16 protein-coding genes are annotated in these 19867 nt (G+C 66.1%); 8 read left to right on the top strand and 8 right to left on the bottom strand.

From position 1 onward, the window contains the following. Positions 1–15 precede the first annotated feature (15 nt). Both cydB and ACXAJV_RS02380 read right to left on the bottom strand, forming a co-directional pair. Entirely contained in the window at positions 16–1161 is a 1146-nt protein-coding gene (cydB, locus tag ACXAJV_RS02385) for a cytochrome d ubiquinol oxidase subunit II (RefSeq protein WP_475081492.1), read from the bottom strand. Between the two features lie 12 nt (positions 1162–1173). Further along, complete coding sequence (locus tag ACXAJV_RS02380) at positions 1174–2763, bottom strand: cytochrome ubiquinol oxidase subunit I (RefSeq protein ID WP_475081490.1); 1590 nt, start codon at positions 2761–2763, stop codon at positions 1174–1176. 101 nt (positions 2764–2864) lie between these two features. Between ACXAJV_RS02380 and cydD the strand changes: the two genes are divergently transcribed. From cydD to ACXAJV_RS02365, 3 genes are read left to right on the top strand one after another with little or no spacing between them, the layout of a single operon-like run. Beyond that, complete coding sequence (gene cydD / locus ACXAJV_RS02375; protein WP_475081488.1) at positions 2865–4523, top strand: thiol reductant ABC exporter subunit CydD; 1659 nt, start codon at positions 2865–2867, stop codon at positions 4521–4523. Continuing rightward, positions 4520–6178, top strand: coding sequence for an amino acid ABC transporter ATP-binding/permease protein (locus tag ACXAJV_RS02370; RefSeq protein ID WP_475081487.1), 1659 nt, complete (start codon positions 4520–4522; stop codon positions 6176–6178). The genes cydD and ACXAJV_RS02370 overlap by 4 nt, the downstream gene beginning before the upstream one ends. 48 nt (positions 6179–6226) lie before the next feature. Then, the gene (locus tag ACXAJV_RS02365) at positions 6227–6673 is read left to right on the top strand and encodes an Rrf2 family transcriptional regulator (RefSeq protein ID WP_475081485.1); all 447 of its coding nucleotides are present in this window, start codon (positions 6227–6229) and stop codon (positions 6671–6673) included. Here the strand turns inward: ACXAJV_RS02365 and rfbA are convergent. The 3 genes from rfbA to ACXAJV_RS02350 all read right to left on the bottom strand — a co-directional run bounded on the left by rfbA (position 6670) and on the right by ACXAJV_RS02350 (position 9528). After that, positions 6670–7536: a glucose-1-phosphate thymidylyltransferase RfbA gene (gene rfbA, locus ACXAJV_RS02360; protein ID WP_475081484.1), complete on the bottom strand. Its 867-nt coding sequence runs from the start codon at positions 7534–7536 to the stop codon at positions 6670–6672. The genes ACXAJV_RS02365 and rfbA overlap by 4 nt on opposite strands. A gap of 100 nt (positions 7537–7636) precedes the next feature. After that, positions 7637–8602 (bottom strand): proline racemase family protein, encoded by a 966-nt coding sequence (locus tag ACXAJV_RS02355; RefSeq protein WP_475081483.1) that lies wholly within the window; start codon positions 8600–8602, stop codon positions 7637–7639. Then, positions 8581–9528 carry a dihydrodipicolinate synthase family protein gene (locus ACXAJV_RS02350; protein WP_475081482.1) on the bottom strand — a complete coding sequence of 316 codons (948 nt, stop codon included), beginning with the start codon at positions 9526–9528 and terminating at the stop codon, positions 8581–8583. The genes ACXAJV_RS02355 and ACXAJV_RS02350 overlap by 22 nt, the downstream gene beginning before the upstream one ends. Positions 9529–9671: 143 nt before the next feature. Between ACXAJV_RS02350 and ACXAJV_RS02345 the strand changes: the two genes are divergently transcribed. Continuing rightward, positions 9672–10640: an NAD(P)H-dependent flavin oxidoreductase gene (locus tag ACXAJV_RS02345; RefSeq protein ID WP_475081480.1), complete on the top strand. Its 969-nt coding sequence runs from the start codon at positions 9672–9674 to the stop codon at positions 10638–10640. Positions 10641–10657: 17 nt separating this feature from the next. Next, the gene (locus ACXAJV_RS02340; protein ID WP_475081478.1) at positions 10658–12109 is read left to right on the top strand and encodes a carotenoid oxygenase family protein; all 1452 of its coding nucleotides are present in this window, start codon (positions 10658–10660) and stop codon (positions 12107–12109) included. A 15-nt stretch (positions 12110–12124) separates the two neighbouring features. Here ACXAJV_RS02340 and ACXAJV_RS02335 read toward each other — a convergent pair whose 3' ends face one another. Then, entirely contained in the window at positions 12125–13102 is a 978-nt protein-coding gene (locus ACXAJV_RS02335) for a winged helix-turn-helix transcriptional regulator (RefSeq protein WP_475081476.1), read from the bottom strand. Between the two features lie 159 nt (positions 13103–13261). Between ACXAJV_RS02335 and ACXAJV_RS02330 the strand changes: the two genes are divergently transcribed. The 3 genes from ACXAJV_RS02330 to ACXAJV_RS02320 are packed head-to-tail and all read left to right on the top strand — an operon-like array spanning position 13262 to position 17645. Continuing rightward, the gene (locus ACXAJV_RS02330) at positions 13262–14935 is read left to right on the top strand and encodes a class I adenylate-forming enzyme family protein (RefSeq protein ID WP_475081473.1); all 1674 of its coding nucleotides are present in this window, start codon (positions 13262–13264) and stop codon (positions 14933–14935) included. Then, positions 14932–16176, top strand: a complete 1245-nt coding sequence (locus ACXAJV_RS02325) for a thiolase family protein (RefSeq protein WP_475081472.1) — start codon at positions 14932–14934, stop codon at positions 16174–16176. The genes ACXAJV_RS02330 and ACXAJV_RS02325 overlap by 4 nt, the downstream gene beginning before the upstream one ends. After that, positions 16173–17645 carry a class I adenylate-forming enzyme family protein gene (locus ACXAJV_RS02320; RefSeq protein ID WP_475081470.1) on the top strand — a complete coding sequence of 491 codons (1473 nt, stop codon included), beginning with the start codon at positions 16173–16175 and terminating at the stop codon, positions 17643–17645. The genes ACXAJV_RS02325 and ACXAJV_RS02320 overlap by 4 nt, the downstream gene beginning before the upstream one ends. On the opposite strand, the gene ACXAJV_RS02315 is transcribed toward ACXAJV_RS02320, so the two are convergent. Both ACXAJV_RS02315 and ACXAJV_RS02310 read right to left on the bottom strand, forming a co-directional pair. Then, positions 17626–18081: a PaaI family thioesterase gene (locus tag ACXAJV_RS02315; protein WP_475081468.1), complete on the bottom strand. Its 456-nt coding sequence runs from the start codon at positions 18079–18081 to the stop codon at positions 17626–17628. The genes ACXAJV_RS02320 and ACXAJV_RS02315 overlap by 20 nt on opposite strands. Continuing rightward, complete coding sequence (locus ACXAJV_RS02310) at positions 18078–19793, bottom strand: aldehyde dehydrogenase family protein (protein ID WP_475081466.1); 1716 nt, start codon at positions 19791–19793, stop codon at positions 18078–18080. Before ACXAJV_RS02310 ends, ACXAJV_RS02315 begins: the two co-directional genes overlap by 4 nt. Between the last annotated feature and the right edge of the window lie 74 nt (positions 19794–19867).

Here is a 19867-nt window from a genome sequence, read left to right as displayed (position 1 = left end):
TTCCAAGACCTCCGGTCAGTAGGAGCCGGGCGAGGTGGCCTGATCGGACGTGACACGCCCCCAGAGCACCTTGAACACCCAGCTGGTGTAGAAAACGATCAGCGGCACGAAGATCGCCGTCATGATCAGCATGAAGAAGAGCGTGCCGTGGCTGGACGAGCTGTCCCACACGGTCAGGCTGGCGTCGGGATTGAGCGAGCTGGGCAGGATGAAGGGGAACATCGACACCCCGGCGGTTGCGACAACACCGAAGACCGACATGGCCGATCCGGCGAGGCTCGCCGCATTCTGCTTCCTGCCCAGGCTGACAGCAGCCAGCAAAGCCCCCGCCACCGCCATCAGCGGCGCCAGCACCATCCAGGGATAGCGCACGAAATTGTGGACCCAGGCGCCGGCCTCGACGCTGACAGCCTTGCGCATCGGATTGGACGGACCGTCGAGCAGAACGTCCGATGTGATCGTGTAGCCCGGCAGGATCGTGGCGGCCCAGACACCGGCAATGACGAACAGTCCGATCGTCAGCATGGCCGCGATCGATCCGAAGCGGGCCGCCCGGTCACGCACCGGCCCTTTCTCGGCCTTCACCACGATCCAGGATGCGCCGTGCATGACCAGCATGGCGACCGAGACCAGACCGGCAAGCAGGGCGAAGGGATTGAGCAGACCGAACAGGCCGCCCTCATAGGTCGCCCGCAGCATGCTGTCGAAATCGAACGGGACGCCGCGCAGCACATTGCCCACGGCGACCCCGAAGATCAGTGCCGGCACGAAGCCACCGATGAAGAGCGCCCAGTCCCAGCTGTAGCGCCAGACCGCACTGTCGCGCTTGGAGCGGTATTTGAAACCGACCGGCCGCAGGATCAGCGCCGACAGCACCACGAACATGGCGAGATAGAAGCCGGAGAAGCTGACGGCATAGACATAGGGCCAGGCCGCAAAGATCGCGCCGCCGCCCAGGATGAGCCAGACCTGGTGGCCCTCCCACATCGGCCCGATCGTGTTGATCACGAGCCGGCGTTCGGCATCGGTCTTTGCGACGAAGGGCAGCAGGGTCGCAACGCCGAGGTCATAGCCATCGGTCAGGGCGAAGCCGATCAGGAGGACGCCCAGAAGGCCCCACCAGATGACGCGGAGCGTCGGATAGTCGAGAGGCAGTTCCATGATATGCGTCTCCTATCGGTCGTAGAGCGGCGCCGGCACGGCTTCGGGGAAACCGCCGGATGCAGGCTGGTGTGTCGCGACCGGTGTTTCTGCCGTCGGGCCCTTGCGGATCGCCCGGACCATCAGCGTCACCTCGATCACGGCGAGCGTGCCGTACAGAAGGGTGAAGCCGACCATCGTCAGGATCACCTGGCTGGCCGACAGGCTGGACACGCCCATGAAGGTCGGCAGCACGCCATCGATCACCCAGGGCTGACGGCCGGTCTCGGCCAGCACCCAGCCTAGCTCCGCAGCAATCCAGGGCAGGGGAATGATCGCCACGGCCAGCCGCAGGAACCAGCGCGGGAAGGGCCGGCGCAGGCTCACCAGATAGAAGGCCAGGGCAAAGACCGCGATGAAGAAGAAGCCGAGGCCCGCCATGATGCGGAAGGACCAGAAGGCCATGGCGACGTTGGGAACCGTATCCCAGGCGGCCTGCTGGATCTGGTCCGGCGTTGCCTCTCGCGGATCGTCGACATAGCGCATCAGCAAAAGGGCATAGCCCAGATCCTGCTTGGTCAGCTCGAACTGCTCGCGCGCCGCCACATTCTCCGGATCGGCATTGAGCCGCTGGACCGCATCATAGGCCGATATCCCGTTCTCGATCCGGTCCTGTGCGATGGCGACGAGCGGCAGGATGCCCTGTACGTCACCGTCAATGCTGCGGGTGGCAATCAGGCCGAGAAGCCAGGGCACCTGGATCTCGAAATGCGTTTCCCGCGCCTCCTGGTCGGGCAGGCCGACCAGCGTGAGCGGAGCCGGCGCCTCCTCGGTGTGCCACATGGCTTCCAAGGCCGCGAGTTTCATGCGCTGGTGATCGGTCAGCGTATAGCCGCTTTCATCGCCCAGGACGACGACAGACAGGGCCGAGGCCAGGCCGAAGGACGCGGCAACCGCGACCGACCGTTTGGCCAGTCCGCGATGGCGGCCCTTCAAGAGGTAAAAGGCGGAGATGCCGAGAACGAACACCGAGGCCGTCACATAGCCGGCCGACACCGTGTGCACGAATTTGGCCTGGGCGACCGGGTTGAAGAGCACCTCCATGAAGTTGGTGATCTCCATGCGCATCGTGTCCGGATTGAATTCCGACCCGACGGGCGCCTGCATCCAGCCGTTTGCGATCAGGATCCACAGGGCCGAGAGGTTGGAGCCCAGTGCGACCAGGCCTGTAACCATCCAGTGGACCGGCCGCGACAGCTTGTCCCAGCCAAAGAACATCAGGCCGACAAAAGTCGCTTCCAGGAAGAAGGCCATCAGGCCCTCGATCGCGAGCGGGGCGCCGAAAATGTCGCCGACATAGTGTGAGTAGTAGGACCAGTTCGTGCCGAACTGGAACTCCATGGTGATCCCGGTCGCAACCCCGAGCACGAAGTTGATCCCGAACAGGTTCATCCAGAATTTGGTGATGTCCTTCCACACCTGCTTGCCGGTCAGGACATAGGCGCCTTCCATGATCACCAGGATCATCGACAGGCCGAGGGTCAGGGGCACGAACAGGAAGTGGTACATCGCCGTCAGCGCGAACTGCCATCGCGAAAGGTCCGCGACCAGTAAGTGTTCCATGGTTGAACTCCGGTTCCGACGCGTTAACTTGCACCTGAAATACAAGTTTTACCGACAGGCGCAACGGGCGAAACGTCGCACACCGGACCCGCACAGGCTGCATGACCGCAAAGACCGATACCGAAATGACGGCCACTGCCCGCCTGAAAGGCTGGACGGGCGCTGCGCGCCGCGATGTCCGGCTGGCCGAACTGGCGATCCTTCTGGACACGCTTGCGGCTATCGCCTTCGCGCTCGGTTTTGCCACGGCGATCTCGGCCCTCGTGGATGGACGCAACGCCCTCCCCGCCCTCCTTGTCGCGGGCGCGGCACTCATCGGCCGCGGCGGTTTCAACTGGCTGCGTTCGCAGGCTTCCGAGCGCGCCGGACAGGGACTGGTCGCGGCCGCACGGCAGGACATGGCAGGTCTGGCGGCAAAGGCCGGCCCGGCCCTGTTTGACGGTGCGCCCGGCGGCGAACGCACGGCACAGCTGGTCGACCGCACCGCCATCCTTTCCGGTCATACCGCTCACTGGCTGCCGGGCCGGACTGCCGCCGTCATTACCCCCGTCCTCATCGTCATCGCCATCTTCACCCAGAGCTGGCTGGCAGGCGCGCTGATCCTGGCCTCGACCGTGATGCTGCCGGTCTTCATCTGGCTGACCGCGTCGGAAACCGCCGCACTGGCCCGCGCTCAGCAGGGCGCGCTCGATACGCTTGCCGGGACCTTCGAGAGCCGTGTGCGGATGGCGGGGTCGATCCGCGCTTTCAACGGCGTGACGCGCGAAGCCGGTGTCATCGAAGCGGCCGCCGACGAGCTGGCCCGCCGCACCATGGCAATCTTGCGGGTGGCCTTCCTCTCGACCGCCGTGCTGGAGTTTTTCGCCTCGATCTCGATCGCGCTGGTGGCGGTCTATGTCGGTTTCAAACTGCTGGGCGTCTTCCCGTTCGAGACGTTCGAGGCGCTGACCTTGCGGGAGGGGCTGGCCGCCCTGGTTCTGGCGCCGGAATTCTTTGCGCCCGTGCGCCAGCTCTCCGCGCTTCACCATGCGCGCAGCGATGCCCGCGCCGGGGCGGAGTCCCTGGCCGAACTTGCCGGGACCGGGGATGCGACGCCCATCGTCCGGCTCGGCGCGCGCGGGCAGGCACCGCGGATCGCCTGGCAATCCGTCGACCTGGCCCGCAGCGGGCAGATCGTGCTCGCGGGTTTCGACGCCCTCGCCGAACCGGGCCGGATCACCCTGCTCTGGGGGCCGTCCGGCTGCGGCAAGACTTCGGTCCTGATGTCGCTGCTGGCCCTGGCCGAGCCGGTTGGCGGGCAAATCCGTGTCGACGGCGAGATCCTGCCGGCCGGCCACTCGCTGGCCAGCTCCATCGCCTGGATCGGACAGAAACCCTGGGCGCTGGAAGGCACGATCCGCGACAATCTCCAGCTCACCGTTCCGGGCGCGGACGATGCGGCTTGCCGCGCCGCGCTCAACACAGCCGGGTGCGACTTCATTGCGGACCGGCCAGAAGGGCTCGACATGCGGATCGGCCCCGGCGGCAGCGGCCTGTCCGGCGGCGAACTGCAGCGGCTTGCCCTTGCCCGGGCCGTGCTCGCAGACGCGCCTGTCCTGCTGCTGGACGAGCCCACCGCCCATCTCGATGCCGAACGCCAGGATGCGCTGCTTGCAACCCTTCGCCAGCTCGCCTCCGGACGGACGGTGATCATGGCCAGCCACGACCCTGCCGCGCGCGCCATCGCCGACGCCGTCATTGCGATGGAGCGCCGCTCATGATCGCGCTGTGGACACGGCTGGGCCGGCCATTCCGCGGCCGGATCGCGCTGGCCTTTGTGCTGGCCACGGCTGGCGGCGCGATGGCCGCGCTGCTGCTGGGCATATCGGGCTGGTTCCTCACCGCCAGCGCGATCGCGGGCGCCGCGGGCAGTGCCTATGCCTTCAACCATCTTTATCCCAGCGCCACGGTACGCGGCACTGCGATGGGTCGCATCCTGGCACGCTATGGCGAACAGCTGGCCGGGCACGATGCCACGCTGCGCCTGTCGGCGCGGCTGCGGCGGCACCTGTTCGAGGCCGAGGCGCGCGCACGCGCCGGTCTGACAAGGCCCGCCTCGGACAGTCTGGCCGTTTTCCTGGATGATGTCCGCCTCGCCGAGGGCGCCCTGCTCCGCTTGTGGCTGCCGGCCGCGAGTGCCACCGCGGCCTCCCTGATCGCGCTGGCATTTGCCGGTCTTGCCGGCTGGGTGCCGCTCGCAGTCGTCGCCGGCGGATTGGCGCTTGCGCTGGCAACAGGCCGGTTCGGCATCGCCGAGCAACGCCGGATCGATGCCCGCCTGCAGACACTGAACGACCGCTACCGCCGCGAGGCGGCCAGCCTGGTGGAGAACCGGGTGGAGCTCGAAGCGCTCAGCCGGTTCGGCGATGCGGCCGGGGCGCTGGGCTCCCTGTCCGCTGAAACGGCGGCCCAAGCCCTCTCCGCCGGCCGGCGCTCACGGCTGGCGGGGGCCTTCATCGCCATCCTTGGCGGCCTGTCGGCGACACTTGCCGTCATGCTGGGCAGCGGAGCCACAGTGCCGCTTCTCGCCGGCACGGCGCTGTCTGTCCTCGCCGCTCACCAAAGCCTGGCCATCGCACTGGGCGCGCTGACGGCCTATCCAGCCACTGAACTGGCCCTGTCGCGGCTGAACACGCGCATGGCTGCACAGCCAGCCATCGCCGAGCCGGCCGATCCCGAACCGGAGCCCGGCACGATCCTGCCGGCCAGAACCGGTCAGCTGCAGATCGGTTTTCCGGGGGCAGCGCCGCTGTGCGAGGTGCCGGATCTTGATCTGGCGGCCGGCAGCGTCACCGAGATCACCGGCCCGTCCGGCTGCGGCAAGACCACGCTTCTGGAAACACTCGCCCGCCTCCGCCCGCCCCTGGACGGAAGGCTGGACTATGCCGGCATCAAGGCTTCAAGCCTGCGCGCGGCTGCGGTCCGGCAGCACACGGGCTTTGCCCCGCAAATGCCCGACACGATGCGCGGGACGCTCGCCGATGCACTGCGGCTGGCCCAGCCCGACGCCGATGATGCGCGCCTGCTGGAAGCCTGCCGGACCGCGCTCTTCTTGCCGGTGGTGACGCGCTCGCCGGAGGGGTTGCATCAATCGCTCGAGGAGGGCGGCAGCAATCTGTCCGGCGGCGAGTTGCGGCGCCTCGCCATCGCCCGGGCCATTCTTCGCGGGCCGGATCTTGTCTTGCTGGACGAACCCTTCGCGGGCCTGGATGCGCCCATGCGCGAGACACTGGCCGCGAACCTCGGCGACTGGGCGCGCAGTCATGGCGCCGCGATCGTGCTGGCCACCCATATCCCCGACGCGGCTCTCTGGCCGGGCCTCACCTACCGGCAAGTCCCCCTGGCGCCGTCACCGGAGCGTCACACGAGTGGCTGACGCCCGCGAATTGCGGTATAGTTTTTACCGGTATTTCAGGGGCAGGATATGCGGCTCACCAGTTTCACCAATTATGCCCTGCGGACGCTGCAATACGCAGCCTTGCGTGGCGAGCGCATCAGCCGGGTGACGGACATCGCGATGATCCACCAGGTCTCGGTTCACCACATGGTCAAGGTCGCCAACCTGCTGGGCCGCGAGGGCTATCTGGAGACGATACGCGGCCGCAGCGGCGGTGTGCGCCTGGCCAAGCCTGCCGACACAATCACCGTCGGCGAAATCGTGCGGCTGACCGAGGCGCCCCTGGAACTGGCCGAATGCTTCAATGACGACTCCAACACATGCCCGCTGATCGGCGTGTGCCGGCTGTCGAAGACCTGGCGCAAGGCACTGGATGCCTTTCTGGATGTGCTCGACGGTGTGACCATTGCCGACATCGCCGGCAATCGCGGTGAACTGACACAACGGCTCGCGCTTGATGCGGACGGTGGCTAGCCGCCGATCAACCGCTTCAGATAGGCGCCGTATTCGGTTTTCAGCATCGGCTCTGCCAGACGTTGCACCTGCTCGTCATCGATGAAGCCCTGGCGCCAGGCGATCTCTTCCAGACAGGCGACTTTCAGGCCCTGGCGGGTCTCGATCGTCTCCACGAACTGGGCCGCCGCCAGTAGCGACTGGTGGGTTCCGGTGTCGAGCCAGGCATAGCCCCGGCCCATCAGATGCCCCTTCAGCAGGCCGTCATGCATGTACATCTCGTTGAGCGTGGTGATTTCCAGCTCGCCGCGTGCCGAGGGCCGGACCTCGCGCGCCCGGTCACAGACCGTGTTGTCGTAGAAGTAGAGCCCCGTCACAGCGAAGTTTGACTTCGGCTTCAGCGGCTTTTCCTCGATCGAGATGATGGTCTGGCTGTCGTCGAACTCGGCCACGCCATAGCGCTCCGGATCGGCGACCTGGTAGGTGAAGACCTCAGCGCCGCGCGTCAGGCTGGATGCGTCCTTCAGCAACCCCTGCAGCCCGTGGCCGAAGAAGATATTGTCGCCCAGAACGAGGGCACATGGCTCGCCGCCGATGAAGTCCTCGCCGATAATGAAGGCCTGGGCCAGACCTTCCGGGCGCGGTTGCACGGCATAGGAAAAGTTCACGCCGAGATCGGAGCCATCACCCAGCAAGCGCTGGAAGGAGGCCTGATCTTCCGGTGTCGTGATGATCAGGATGTCGCGCATACCCGCCAGCATCAGCGCGCTGATCGGATAGTAGATCAGCGGTTTGTCATAGACCGGCAGGAGTTGTTTCGAAACGCCCCGGGTCACCGGATACAGGCGCGTTCCCGAACCCCCGGCCAGCACAATACCTTTCACCACACGTCTCCCGCTTGCCTTTGCCACCGCGACCAGTTCCGGCAGCACGGTTGTCTAGCCCCGGACGCCCGTCTTCCGCAACCATTCGTCCGCCCCGTCGTCACAGAATGCCCGGACGGAAAGGGTCTGCGGCGTCATCGACCAGCCGCGTGTCGGCGAACACATGTGCGGTTCCGGTAATGACCGGAACGATCCCGCCGGCCGGCCCCGGGCGGTAATAACCCGAGAACCGGCTGCCGATAATGCTCTCCTGCACCCAGGTCTCGTCCGGTGCAAGGCGATTGCGTCGCGCCAGGCAGGCCAGTTTGGCACTCGTTCCGGTCCCGCAGGGCGAGCGGTCATAGGCACCGCCCGGGCAGAGCACGAAATTGCGGCTGTCGGCCCCGGGCCCGGCGTCTGCCTTCGAAAAGAACTCGATATGGTCGATCTCGGCACCGCCCAGGCCGGTCAGCCCGTCGGCCGCCAGCGCCCGGCGCACCGACCATGCTGCGCGCGTCAGTTCGGGAATGTTGGCGGGCACCAGAGGCAGCGGGGCGTCTTCGGTGAGGAAGAACCAGTTGCCGCCCCAGGCGATGTCGCCGCGCACCCGGCCGAGGCCCGGCACATCCAGTTCGACGTCTTGGGCCATGCACCGGCTTTCAACATTCTCGAACTGCACGGTGTTGGTATCGATGAGCCTGAGCTCGACCACACCGACGGGCGTGTCGATGCGGTGAAGACCGGGCGCCATCCGGCCCATCCAGGCGAGCGTGGCAGCGAGCCCGATCATGCCGTGACCGCACATGCCCAGATAGCCTGACGTGTTGAAGAAGATGACCCCCGCCGTACAGTCCGGAGCGTCCGGTTCGCACAACAATGCACCGACCATGGCGTCCGAACAGCGCGGCTCCAGCACCGCCATTGTGCGGTAGTGATCGAAGCGGGTCCGGAATCGCTCCAGCCGGTCCTGTAGAGATCCGGCGCCCAGGTCCGGGCCGCCCTCGACGATCACCCGCGTGGGCTGGCCACCCGTATGGGAGTCGATGACCCGCATCGCTGCCTCGTTCAGCCAGCGGCGCCGGGCCACTCGGCCCACCAGGCGCGGAACTGCCGCCAGGCATTGTCGATGAAGGCCGTCTGCGACGCGCTCAGCCTGTCGTGCGTATAGAGCTGATGCTTGTAGGCCGCGTGCCCTTCCAGAACCATCAGCCGCTTGTAGTAGAGAACGAGATCCGGCCCTTCATCGAACCGCGCCAGAACGTCCAGCGCCTCCGACAATTCCCAGGCCAGACGCCGGCTCTCCGGATCGCCATCCGCCGCCCGGCGACTGAGCTCGACCAGGCGCAGCACTTCGGCCGGCAGGGCATTGCCGACGCCGGTGATGGCGCCCGTCGCACCGCAATTGACATAACCGTGGAAGACCTGGGTATCGACGCCGACCATCAGCGTCAGCGCGTCATTGCCGGCGGTGATGGTCTCCGCGGCATAGCTCAGCGCGCCGGCCCCGCCGAACTCCTTGAAGCCGACGAGATTGGGATAGCGGCCGTGCAGCTGGAAGAAGAGGTCGGCCCGTGTCTCGAAGCCGTAATAGGGGCTGTTATAGATCACCGCAGGCAGCCGGTCGGCCGCTTCGAGGATGGCCGAGAAGTGTGCGTGCTGGGCCGCCGGTGAACTTCCACGCGACAGGACGCGGGGTATGACCATCAGGCCGGCCGCCCCGGCTTCAACCGCATGCCGTGTGATTTCGACCGCACGCCGGGTATTCTGTGCGCCGGTGCCGACGACAACGGGCAGGCCTGCCGCACACAGACGCGCCACGCCTTCGCATCGCTGTTCGTCGGTCAAAAGCGGCCAATCGCCCATCGAGCCGCAATAGACGACAGCATCCATGCCGGCATCGACAAGATCGCGGCCCGTTCCAACAAGCGCATCCCAGTCCGGAATCCCGTCCGCACTGCACGGTGTCATCAGGGCTGGCATGCAGCCGGAAAAGATCTGCTTGTCGACGTTCATACGGCCCTCCCTCCAAGCCTTGAAGCGGCGAGCCTAGCCCGGAATTTCCTGTGCGAATACGAGTTTTGACCGGCGCCGGCAGAAGCGCTTGTCCTGCCGGACATCAGCGAGTATGGTTATGAAAGTTTAGTTGGAGAGCCCGCGTGTCACAGTCCGAGATCGCTGCCCGCCTGAAAGCCCGGATGCGCCTTCCCGCCGTCGTTGCCCCCATGTTCCTGGTGTCCGGCCCGCAGCTGGTCGCCGCCACGCGGGCGGCCGGGCTGATGGCTTCCTTCCCCTTCCCGAACGCCCGCACCATTGATGTGCTGGAGGAATGGCTGGTCGCGACCCACGCCGACACGGCGCGCGCGCCCTTTGCCGCGAACATGGTAACGCATTCGACCTATGGCCGGTTCGACGCCGAGCTGGACCTGGTAAAGCAGTACCGGCCCGATGTGGTGATCACGGCCCTGGGCGGGCCGGGGCGTGTGGTGGACGCAGTCCACGACTATGACGGCCTGGTCTTTGCCGACGTCAACAATGTCAAATTCGCCCGCAAGGCGATCGAGCAGGGCGCTGACGGTCTCGTTCTCGTCGCCGCAGGCGCGGGCGGCCATACCGGCGCCATGTCCAGCTTCGCCTTCGTCACCGCCGTGCGCGAGTTCTTCAATGGCCCGATCATGCTGGGCGGCGCCATAAGCAATGGCCGCGCGGTCCGCGCTGCCGAAGTTCTCGGCGCCGATTTCGCCTATATGGGCACCCGTTTCATTGCGGCGAGCGAGAGCCTGGCCGACGCTGAATACCGCGACATGCTGATCGCGGCCGAGTTCGAGGACCTTGTCCTGTCCGACAAGCTGACCGGCGCACCGGCCCATTATCTGCGCGCGAGCCTGGAAAAGATGGGTATCGGAGCAGACGGTTCACGCGGCAGCGGCCCGGACTTCGCCGACAGCGAGAACCAGGTGAAGGCTTGGCGCGATGTCTGGTCAGCCGGGCATGGCGTCGGTTCGGTGAAGCGCACCCAGCCGGTCGCGGAGATCGTGGACGAACTTGCGGCGGAATACGCCGCCGCTTGCACCACGCCGGTTCACGACACGAACACCAAGACGACAGCAGCGGCCCTGGCAGGCTGACCGGGAGGAGACACCCCATGACCATGATCCAGACCGAATTCGAGCGCGACGAGCTGACCGAACTCAATCGGTTCAACCCCTATCTCAAGGGCATCTACGCGCCGGTCCGCAAAGAAGTGACCGCGCTTGACCTCGAGGTTGAAGGTGAAATTCCGCGCGATCTCTACGGGGCGTATCTGCGCAACGGACCGAACCCGCTGAACGCGCCGGAGGGTATGCACCACTGGTTCGACGGCGACGGCATGGTGCATGGCATCTTCTTCGAGAACGGCAAGGCGGAATATCGCAACCGCTATGTCCGCACCCACGATCATGAAGCCGAACGGGCCGGCACGCTGGATGCCGGCGGCATTCTGGAACCCATCCGCCGCGAACGCAGCGCGCTGACCACCTACAAGGACACGGCGAACACCGACATCCTCATCCATAACGGCACGGCGATGGCGCTCTGGTATATTTCCGGCCAGCCGGTTCGGATGGACCCGCGCACGCTGGAGACCATCCAGGCAGAGACCTTTGCGGGCCGCCTCCCCAAGAATGTGTCGGCGCATTCCAAGGTCGATGCGCAGACCGGCGAATTCCTGTTCTTCGACTATGATCTCTACAATCCGGTGATGTCGGCCGGCGTCGTCTCTGCAGACAATGAGCTGAAATGGTTCCGCGAGGTTGAACTGCCCGGCCCGCGCCTGCCGCACGACATGATGATCACGAAGAACTACATGATCCTGATGGACCTGCCGGTCGTCTTCACCGAGGCCGGGCTGAGCAATGGCATGTGGCAGATCCACCAGCCCAAGGACCAGGCTGCCCGTTTCGGCGTGGTGCGTCGCGACGGCACCGGCGATGTCAAATGGTTCGAGACCGAGCCGTGCTACATCTATCACGGCTGCAATGCCTGGGAGGAAGGCGACAAGATCGTCTTCCATGCCTGCAAGATGGTCGATAACGGCCTGCCGCCAAACCCGGAATTCGGCCCCTATGCGCCCATGGCCGCCGTTCTTGCGCTACAGGCCGAGCTGCACCGCTGGACCTTCGACATGAAGACCGGCCAGACCACCGTCGAGCATCTCGACGATCGCCGCACCGAATTCCCCGTCGTCAATCTCGACCTGATGGGGCACAAGACGAAGTATGCCTATCACGTCACCATTCCCAACACGCACACCCAGGTGTTCGACGGGCTGGTGAAGTATGATCTGGAAAGCGGAAACGGCATCGAACACCGCTTCGCCGACGGCGTTTACGGCGCCGAGCCGGCCTTCGCACCGCGCGTCGGCGCGACGGAGGAAGATGATGGCTATGTCATCACCTTCCTGACAGACAGCGCGACCGGCCGGTCCGAAGCCCTGATCCTCGATGCGCGCGATTTCGGCGGCGAGCCGCTGGCGCGTGTGAAACTGCCCCAGCGTGTGCCGGCCGGTTTCCACGGCACCTGGGCGCCGGGCGAGCAGATCGCCGCGGCCTCCTGACCGGAAACGGCGCGGTCAGCGTGTGGAGAACACCTGCTGACCCTCGCCGTCGAGCGGTTCGATCGTGAACTCCACCTCGGTGGGATCGAGCGGCTTGTGGCAGTTCGAACAGGCCATGACGGGCTTGAGCGGCTCGCCGCTGTCGCGGTGGAAGAGCAGGAGCGGCGGGCCTTCCGGTGTCAGATACCAGCGGTCGCCCCACACCATCAGCATGACCAGGACGGGATAGTAGTCGATCCCCGCTTCGGTGAGCCGATACTCGTAGCGCGGCGGCGCGTCGGAATAGGCGCGCTTGTGGATCAGGCCCATGTCGATCAGCCATTGCAACCGGTCGGCCAGGATATTGGTCGCGATCGCCGCATCCTTCTGGATTTCGTCATAGCGGCGGAAACCGGTGAAAATGGAGCGCAGGATCAGCGACGCCCAGCGGTCGCCGAGCACCCGCAGGATGACATCGAGCAGATTATTGTCCGCGCCCTGCTCCTCGCCGCGCGGCTTGCGCCGGCGGCTGTGCCGCGGCGTCACCCAGCCCATGCCCGGGCCGTGCTTCCAGCTGACTTCACGAGCATTGAATTCGCGGCCGGCCGACAGGCTGAAGGGTACGGGATCGATATGGTCGCCACCGCATGACCGATGCGTCAGACGCACCTTGAACTTGGCCTTGGCAGCGCCCCATTTCTGCTCCCAGCGCAGCATGGCGAGGGCGACCCAGTAGAGATCGCGCCCCTTCTCCGTCATGATGTACTCATAGCGGGGCGGCCGCTCGCAATAGAGACGCTTTTCAAACAGGCCCGCCGCCACCATCTGTTTCAGCCGCTGGCTGAGCAGCGCCTTGAGCAGGCCGGTGCGCTTCTGAAAGCCGTCAAAGCGCCGTTCCCCAAGCCAGAAAGCCTCGAGGATCAGCATGGTCGGCACATCGCCGATATCCTCGAGCGCACGCCAGATCGAACAGCATCGGACGAGCTTCAGATCAGCGGGCGGACGGGTCATCATGTGGGTCATCCGTCACTTATATAGTCAAACTCACTTGGGCGTAACATTGGGTCTGTGCGACAGTTTGCCGGCCGCGCGGAAGAATGCACTTGGCAGACGGCGCGGGAATTGGTTTGATTAAGCAAGTGACAAGAACAAACCGAGACGGGAGGAGCCGCAATGACGGCCACAACGCGTGAGGCGCGCCATCGCCAGTACCGTGACAAGGGCTGGTGGGGAGACGAGACGCTCCACACCGCCTTCGACAAAGCTGTCGCAACAGCCCCGGGCCATATTGCCATTGTCGATCCGCCGGACTGCCGGACACTGATCGGCCGGGATCCGCAACGGCTGAGCTATCAGGAGATATTCTACGCCTCGCACAATCTTGCGGCGCAGCTTGCACAGAAGCGAATTGGCCGCGGCGACGCCGTGCTCGTGCAGCTGCCCAATACGGTCGAGCTTTCGGTGCTCTATCTCGCCCTGTCGCGCCTGGGTGCCATCATCAGCCCGGTTCCCATGCAGTATGGCCGGCACGAGATCGGCCACATGTCCCGCGAGCTGAACGCGAAGGGTTTTGTCGGTGTTGAAAGCTTCAAGGGCGAGACTGCTGCCGCGCGCATGAGCGCCGCGCTGCCGGAGACGGTGCCCGTCCTGACGTTCGGCGCTTCGCACGACGGCACGGATGTGCTCGAGATCGACACGTCCGAGCCGCGCATGCTGATGCCCTCGGCCGGCGAAGCGGACGATATCTTCACCGTGTGCTGGACATCGGGCACCACGGGCACGCCGAAGGGTGTGCCGCGCACGCATAATCACTGGTTCTCCCAGGTCATCGCGATCGAGGACACGGTGCCGCTGGAGCCGGGCTCGGCGATGCTGAACCCCTTCCCGATGACCAATATGGCAGCCTTGTCCGGCTTTTTCTTCTACTGGCCGCGTATCCAGGCAACGCTGGTGCTGCACCACCCGTTCGACCTGCCGGTCTTCCTGACCCAGCTGACCACCGAGAAGGTCGCCTACACGATCGCACCGCCGGCCGTGCTGAACCTCTTCCTGCAGAACACCGACCTGCACGACAAGTTCGACCTGTCGGCGGTGAAATACATCGCCTCCGGCAGCGCGCCGCTGGACCCGTGGATGGTGAAGGGGTTCCGCGACAAGTTCGGGATCGAGATCATCAATTTCTTCGGTTCCAACGAGGGGATCGGCCTGTGCGGCGGCCCGGCCGAAGTGCCGGATCCGGAACAGCGCGCCACGCTCTTCCCGCGCTTCGGACGCGAGGGCATCGACTGGGACAACCGTTTCGGCCAGCGCTTCGAGACCAAGCTCGTCGACTGGAACGACAATGACCGCGAAATCCTCGAACCCGGCGTGCCCGGCGAAATGCTGATCCGCGGCCCCAATGTCTTCGACGGCTATCTCAACGATGCCGGCCAGGATGTCTTCGACGCCGACGGCTATTTCCGCACGGGCGATCTGTTCGAGATCGCCGGCGAGGGCGATCTGGCGCGCTATTACCGCTTCAAGGGCCGCCGCAAGGAGCTGATCATCCGCGGCGGCATGAATATCTCGCCGGAAGAGCTGGACGGCCTCATCAGCGCCCATCCGAAAATCCAGGAAGCCGCCGTCTGCGGCTATCCCGATCCGGTGATGGGCGAGAAGGTCTGCCTCTTCGCCGTGCCAAAGCCGGGCGAGAACCTGACCCTGAAGGACGTCACCGACTTCCTGGAGGCTGAAGGCGTGGCCAAGTTCAAATGGCCGGAGAAGCTGGTTCTGGTCGATGCCCTGCCCCGCAATCCGCTGAACAAGGTGGTGCGGTCGGAACTGCGTGATCAGCTGGAACCGGCATGACGCGGATCTGCATTGCCGGCACCGCGATGACAGCGATGGGCAAACAGCCCGCCGCAAGCGTCAAGTCGCTTACAGCCGAAGCGGTTTCGGCGGCCCTCGCCGATGCCGGTATCGATGCCGGGCGGGTTGAAGCCGCCTGGTTTTCCAATACCCGCCAGCCCATGCTGGAGGGCCAGAACACGATCCGCGGCCAGATCGCCCTGCGGGCTGCGGGGATTGAGGGTATTCCGGTCAGCAATGTCGAGAATGCCTGCGCCAGCGGGTCGACGGCGCTGTGGCAGGCCGCGACAGCCATCCGCGCCGGCTTGTTCGAGACCGTGCTGGTGGTCGGGGCCGAGAAAATGTTCTTCCCGGACCGGCCCGATGCGGTCGCCGCGGCCTTCATGGGCGGCACGGACATCCACCGGATCGACGATATCCATGCCGCCGTCTCGAACCTGGCCGCCGATCTTGTTCCGAAAGAGCTTCGGGGTGCCGGCACGGCGGGCCGCAGCTTCTTCATGGACAGCTATGCCGCGCTGGCCCGGCTGCACATGCAGACCTTCGGCACCACCCAGGCGCAGCTCGCCGCCGTTGCGGCCAAGAACCACGATCATTCCGCCCACAACCCCCTCGCCCAGTACCGCACGCCGATGAGCGTCGAAGCCGTGCTGGCCGATCCGCTGGTCGTCTGGCCCCTGACCCGCGCCATGTGTGCCCCGATCAGTGACGGCGCCGCGGCGGTGGTCCTGATGGCCGAAAGCGCTCTGCCCACAGAGGCACGCGCCCGCGCCGTCACCCTGCGCGGCCAGGCGCTCCTGAGCGCGACCACGCGCGAAGCGGCGGACTTTGCCAATCATATCGGCGCCCGCACCGCAAAAGCGGCCTATGAGCAGGCCGGGGTTTCGCCAGCCGATGTCGACGTCGCGGAGGTTCACGACGCCACGTCCTATGCCGAGATCCAGCAGGTGGAAAATCTCGGTCTCTGCCCGATCGGCGAGGGCGGACCCCATGCCGAGGCCGGCCATACGCGCCTCGGTGGACGCACACCCGTCAATCCCTCGGGCGGGCTCGTGTCCAAGGGCCATCCCGTCGGTGCCACCGGCCTGGCGCAGGTCCATGAACTCGTCACGCAATTGCGCGGCGAGGCCGGGACACGCCAGGTCGAGGGCGCCCGCATCGCGGTCGCAGAGAATGGCGGCGGCTTTCTCGATGTCGAGGAAGGCGCGACCGTTGTGTCGGTACTGGAGGGCGCGGCGTGACCCCGGTCATCCTCGCCTTTCTGGATCAGGCCCGCCGCACACCGGATGCGGTTGCGGCGTCCGACGACACGGGCGCGACAGAGACCTATGCCTCACTGGCCCGCCGGGGCTGCGCACTCGCCGCCGGGCTGCAGTCCAGGCTGGACCCGGACAACGGCCGCATCGTCGCCATCGCGGCGAAAAACCATGTCGAACACCTGGTCGCGCTGACCGGGGTCTTCCTGTCCGGCCATACCTGGCTGCCGCTCAACCCGCGCAGCGCCCGGCCGCTCAATGATGGTGTGTGCAAACGCCTCAGCCCGGCCCTCCTGATCTGCGACACGGCCTGCGCCGACTGTGTGACGACCGATGCCTCGACGCTCTGGTTCGAGGCCGGATCGCCGGACGGTCTCAACGCGCTCTCGGCAGACGCCGACAATTGGCGCCAGCCGGCCCTTGCGCCGGACCATGTGATGAGCGTGAAGCTGACCGGCGGCACCACCGGCACCCCCAAGGCCGTGGCCCAGACACAGGAAATGATCGCCACGGTCGTTGCCGATCTGGTTTCCGTCTTCACACTTGGCCCGGCCGACACCAATCTGGCCGTCGCCCCGCTCTCGCACGGCGCCTTCCATCTCCTGTTCCCCCTGCTGACGACCGGCGGACGGCAGGTCATCCTGTCCACCGCTGACACGAGCACCGTGCTCGACACGATGGCGCGCGAGGCGGTCAGCATCGCCTTCATGCCGCCCACCCTGATCAACAAGCTGGCCGCCAGTGGTGAGGCCCGCCCGGACCGCTTCCCGGCCCTGCGCCAGCTGATCTACAGTGCCGCACCGATGCCGCCGGCGCAGATCGAGGCGGCACAGGCCGCCTTCGGCCCGCGCATCGCAGCGCTCTACGGTCAGGTCGAGGCGCCGATGGCGATCACCGCCATGACGGCCTTGGACATGCAAGCCGGCCTGCGGCTGCAAAGCGCCGGCCGCCCCTGCCCCTCGACACAGGTCCGCATCAAGGATCCCGGCCCGGACGGAACGGGCGCGATCCAGGCGCGCGGCCCGCTGGTCGCCACCCGCTATCTGACCGGCGAAAACTTCCCCCTCGACGAGGGCTGGCTGGACACGGGCGATCGCGGCTTCCTGGACGATGAGGGCTTCCTGCACATTCGCGGCCGCAGCCGCGAGATGATCATCACGGGCGGGTTCAACATCTATCCGGTTGAAGTCGAACGCATCCTCGCCGGTCTTGACGGTGTTCAGGACGTCTGTGTTTTCGGCGTGACCGACGCGTATTGGGGCGAGCGGATCGAGGCGGCCATCGTCGCCGATCCGCATGTCAGCGATGCAGCCCTCGGTGATGCCGTGCGCGCCGCCATTGGCGCCGTTGCCGTGCCGAAGGCCTGGCACCGCACCGATGCCCTACCCCGCAATGCGGTCGGCAAGATCGTGCGGCGCGAGGTCGCGGAACGGTTCAGCGCGGCCGCGGCGTGATCATCATGCTCGCCGAGGCGCGCGCATGCACCCGGCCTTCACCCGTCATCATCTCGCACTCGGCCACGGCCATGCGCCGCCCCTTGTGGACAATGCGCGCCTCGACGGTCAGCGGTCCCGCATCCAGCGGCGCGGCCCGCAGATAGCGGATCTGCAAGTCGGTGGTCGCAAACTGCTCGTCGGACCCGACGAGTGACAGGAGCGCACAACCGGTCGCGGCGTCCGCCAGGCCCGCCATGACACCGCCATGCACGCCCGCCATCAGGTTTGCATGACGGGCAGACACCGGACATTCCAGGCGCACAGTCCCTTCACCGAATTCGACCACCTGGAAGCCCAGCAGGCCGGCAAACCCCGGCGCCAGCCCCTCATCGATCCAGCGACGCAGGATCTCCGCACCGTCCAGACCATTGCGCACGGCCAGATCGAGGCTCATTGAGCCGCCTCCGCCGGGCGCGGCTCGCGGAATTGCACGATCCGGAAACGCTGGGCGACGAAGGCGAGGTCGGCGAGGCAGGCATTGCCGGCCGGGTTGAGCCCCGTGACGTGATAATCCGAATAGGCTGCCGCGAAATTGATCGGCATGCGCTGGTCCATATTGATCCACAGCGACGCACCGGCATCGGTGAACGCGTCCTGCGCGCGCTCGATGAAGTCGCGGTCGGACGAGTAGAGATAGGAGGAGATGGCGCCGCGTGTGCGCGCCAGCTCGGCAGCATGGGCCAGTGCCGCATCACGATCCGGCTCGCGGATCAGGAAACAGACCGGCGCAAACAGCTCCTCACCGAACAGCTCGGCCTGCGAGGCCTCGACCTCAACGACCAGCGGTGTCGCCGTGCGCGCATCCGGGAAGTCCGGATGGGCATAGGCGCGGCTTTCCAGCACCACTTTGCCGCCCGCCGCGAGAACGCGGCTGCGGATATCCGCCAGGATGTCGAGCGATTGCTGCGCCTGGACCGCACCGCACAGGGCAGCGGCCCGCGCCGGATCCGCGGTCCGCGCCGCAATCGTGTCGGCCAGCGCCTGCCCGAAAGCTTCGAAACTCATCGAACTGCCGTCCGGCAATCCGACGCCGTCGGCGGGAATATGGACGTTTTGCGGGCTGGTGCACATCTGCGCCGAGAAGCCGCAGAACCCGTTCGCCAGCCCCCCGATCATGCCGTCAGGATCGGCGAGTGACTCGACCACGACGCCATTGCAGCCGGCGGTCTCGGTATAGACCAGCCGGTCGCGGCAATTCTGCTCGATCCACAGTCCGAAACGCTGGCTGCCGGTATAGTCGATGATGGCGCAGTCGGGATGCTCCAACAGGGCGATAGTGACCGGCGCTTCGCGTTCGTCGGCCGCCATCAGCACCATGTCGGGGTCGAGACCGGCCCTGACGAGCGTCTCGCGCATCCGCGTCACCGCCATGGCGACCGGCAGGATGCCGTTCGGGTGCGGCTTCAGGATGACGGGATTGCCCGTCATCAGATTGGCGAACACGGCCGGATAGGCGTTCCAGAGCGGGAAGGTGGCGCAGCACACCACGACCGCAACGCCGCGGCCGCGCGTGCGGTAGGCCTTGTCCAGCGACACCACGCCGCTCCGGCCGAAGGACTTGCTCCAGCCCGCGCTGGCCGGCACATCCCGCAGCGCCTTGTAGGCATAGACCAGGGCCTCGACGCCCCGGTCAAGCGCATTGGCACCGCTGCCGGAAAACGCCATCAGATAGGCCTGCCCCGCCGTATGCATGGTGGCGTGAGCATTGGCGAAGGCCTGTTCTTCCAGCGCAAAGGCCATCTCCAGACAGATCCCGGCCCGCTCTTCCGCGTCCAGCGCCTGCCAGGCCTTCATCGCCCGGCGCGCCGCGGCGAACAGCGCATCAGGATCGCAGTCGGGATAGTCGATCCCCAGCGGCTGACCGGTATAGGGCGAGACTTCGTGTCCGATCCGCCCCGTCTCGCCCGGCTGGTCGAGATCATAGGGCTTGCCCAGCAGGGCCTGGAAGCGGGCCAGCCCTTCCTCGGCGCGGCCCGGCGCATGCAGCTTGCCGCTCGGCGATTCGACAAAGGGGCTCCAATATGCCCGGCTGGCACACGCAGCCAGCCCGGCTTCAAGATGTGCCTTGTGCTGTTCGTAAAGTGCCCGTGCGGAGGGAGACGCCATCATTCATGTCCTTGCAGCCGGACGCCGGAACTCCGTCGCCCAAGTAAGTATGGTTTTGCAAGCAACATATACGG

The organism is Maricaulis sp. ABE4_448, assembly GCF_056160825.1.
This window is presented reverse-complemented; position numbering and strand designations above follow the sequence as displayed.

Excerpts from the sequence above, each read along its gene's own strand:
- cydB (WP_475081492.1), bottom strand. The coding sequence starts at position 1,161 with ATGGAACTGCCTCTCGACTATCCGACGCTCCGCGTCATCTGGTGGGGC.
- ACXAJV_RS02380 (WP_475081490.1), bottom strand. The coding sequence starts at position 2,763 with ATGGAACACTTACTGGTCGCGGACCTTTCGCGATGGCAGTTCGCGCTG.
- cydD (WP_475081488.1), top strand. The coding sequence starts at position 2,865 with ATGACCGCAAAGACCGATACCGAAATGACGGCCACTGCCCGCCTGAAA.
- ACXAJV_RS02370 (WP_475081487.1), top strand. The coding sequence starts at position 4,520 with ATGATCGCGCTGTGGACACGGCTGGGCCGGCCATTCCGCGGCCGGATC.
- ACXAJV_RS02365 (WP_475081485.1), top strand. The coding sequence starts at position 6,227 with ATGCGGCTCACCAGTTTCACCAATTATGCCCTGCGGACGCTGCAATAC.
- ACXAJV_RS02350 (WP_475081482.1), bottom strand. The coding sequence starts at position 9,528 with ATGAACGTCGACAAGCAGATCTTTTCCGGCTGCATGCCAGCCCTGATG.
- ACXAJV_RS02340 (WP_475081478.1), top strand. The coding sequence starts at position 10,658 with ATGACCATGATCCAGACCGAATTCGAGCGCGACGAGCTGACCGAACTC.
- ACXAJV_RS02335 (WP_475081476.1), bottom strand. The coding sequence starts at position 13,102 with ATGATGACCCGTCCGCCCGCTGATCTGAAGCTCGTCCGATGCTGTTCG.
- ACXAJV_RS02330 (WP_475081473.1), top strand. The coding sequence starts at position 13,262 with ATGACGGCCACAACGCGTGAGGCGCGCCATCGCCAGTACCGTGACAAG.
- ACXAJV_RS02325 (WP_475081472.1), top strand. The coding sequence starts at position 14,932 with ATGACGCGGATCTGCATTGCCGGCACCGCGATGACAGCGATGGGCAAA.
- ACXAJV_RS02315 (WP_475081468.1), bottom strand. The coding sequence starts at position 18,081 with ATGAGCCTCGATCTGGCCGTGCGCAATGGTCTGGACGGTGCGGAGATC.
- ACXAJV_RS02310 (WP_475081466.1), bottom strand. The coding sequence starts at position 19,793 with ATGGCGTCTCCCTCCGCACGGGCACTTTACGAACAGCACAAGGCACAT.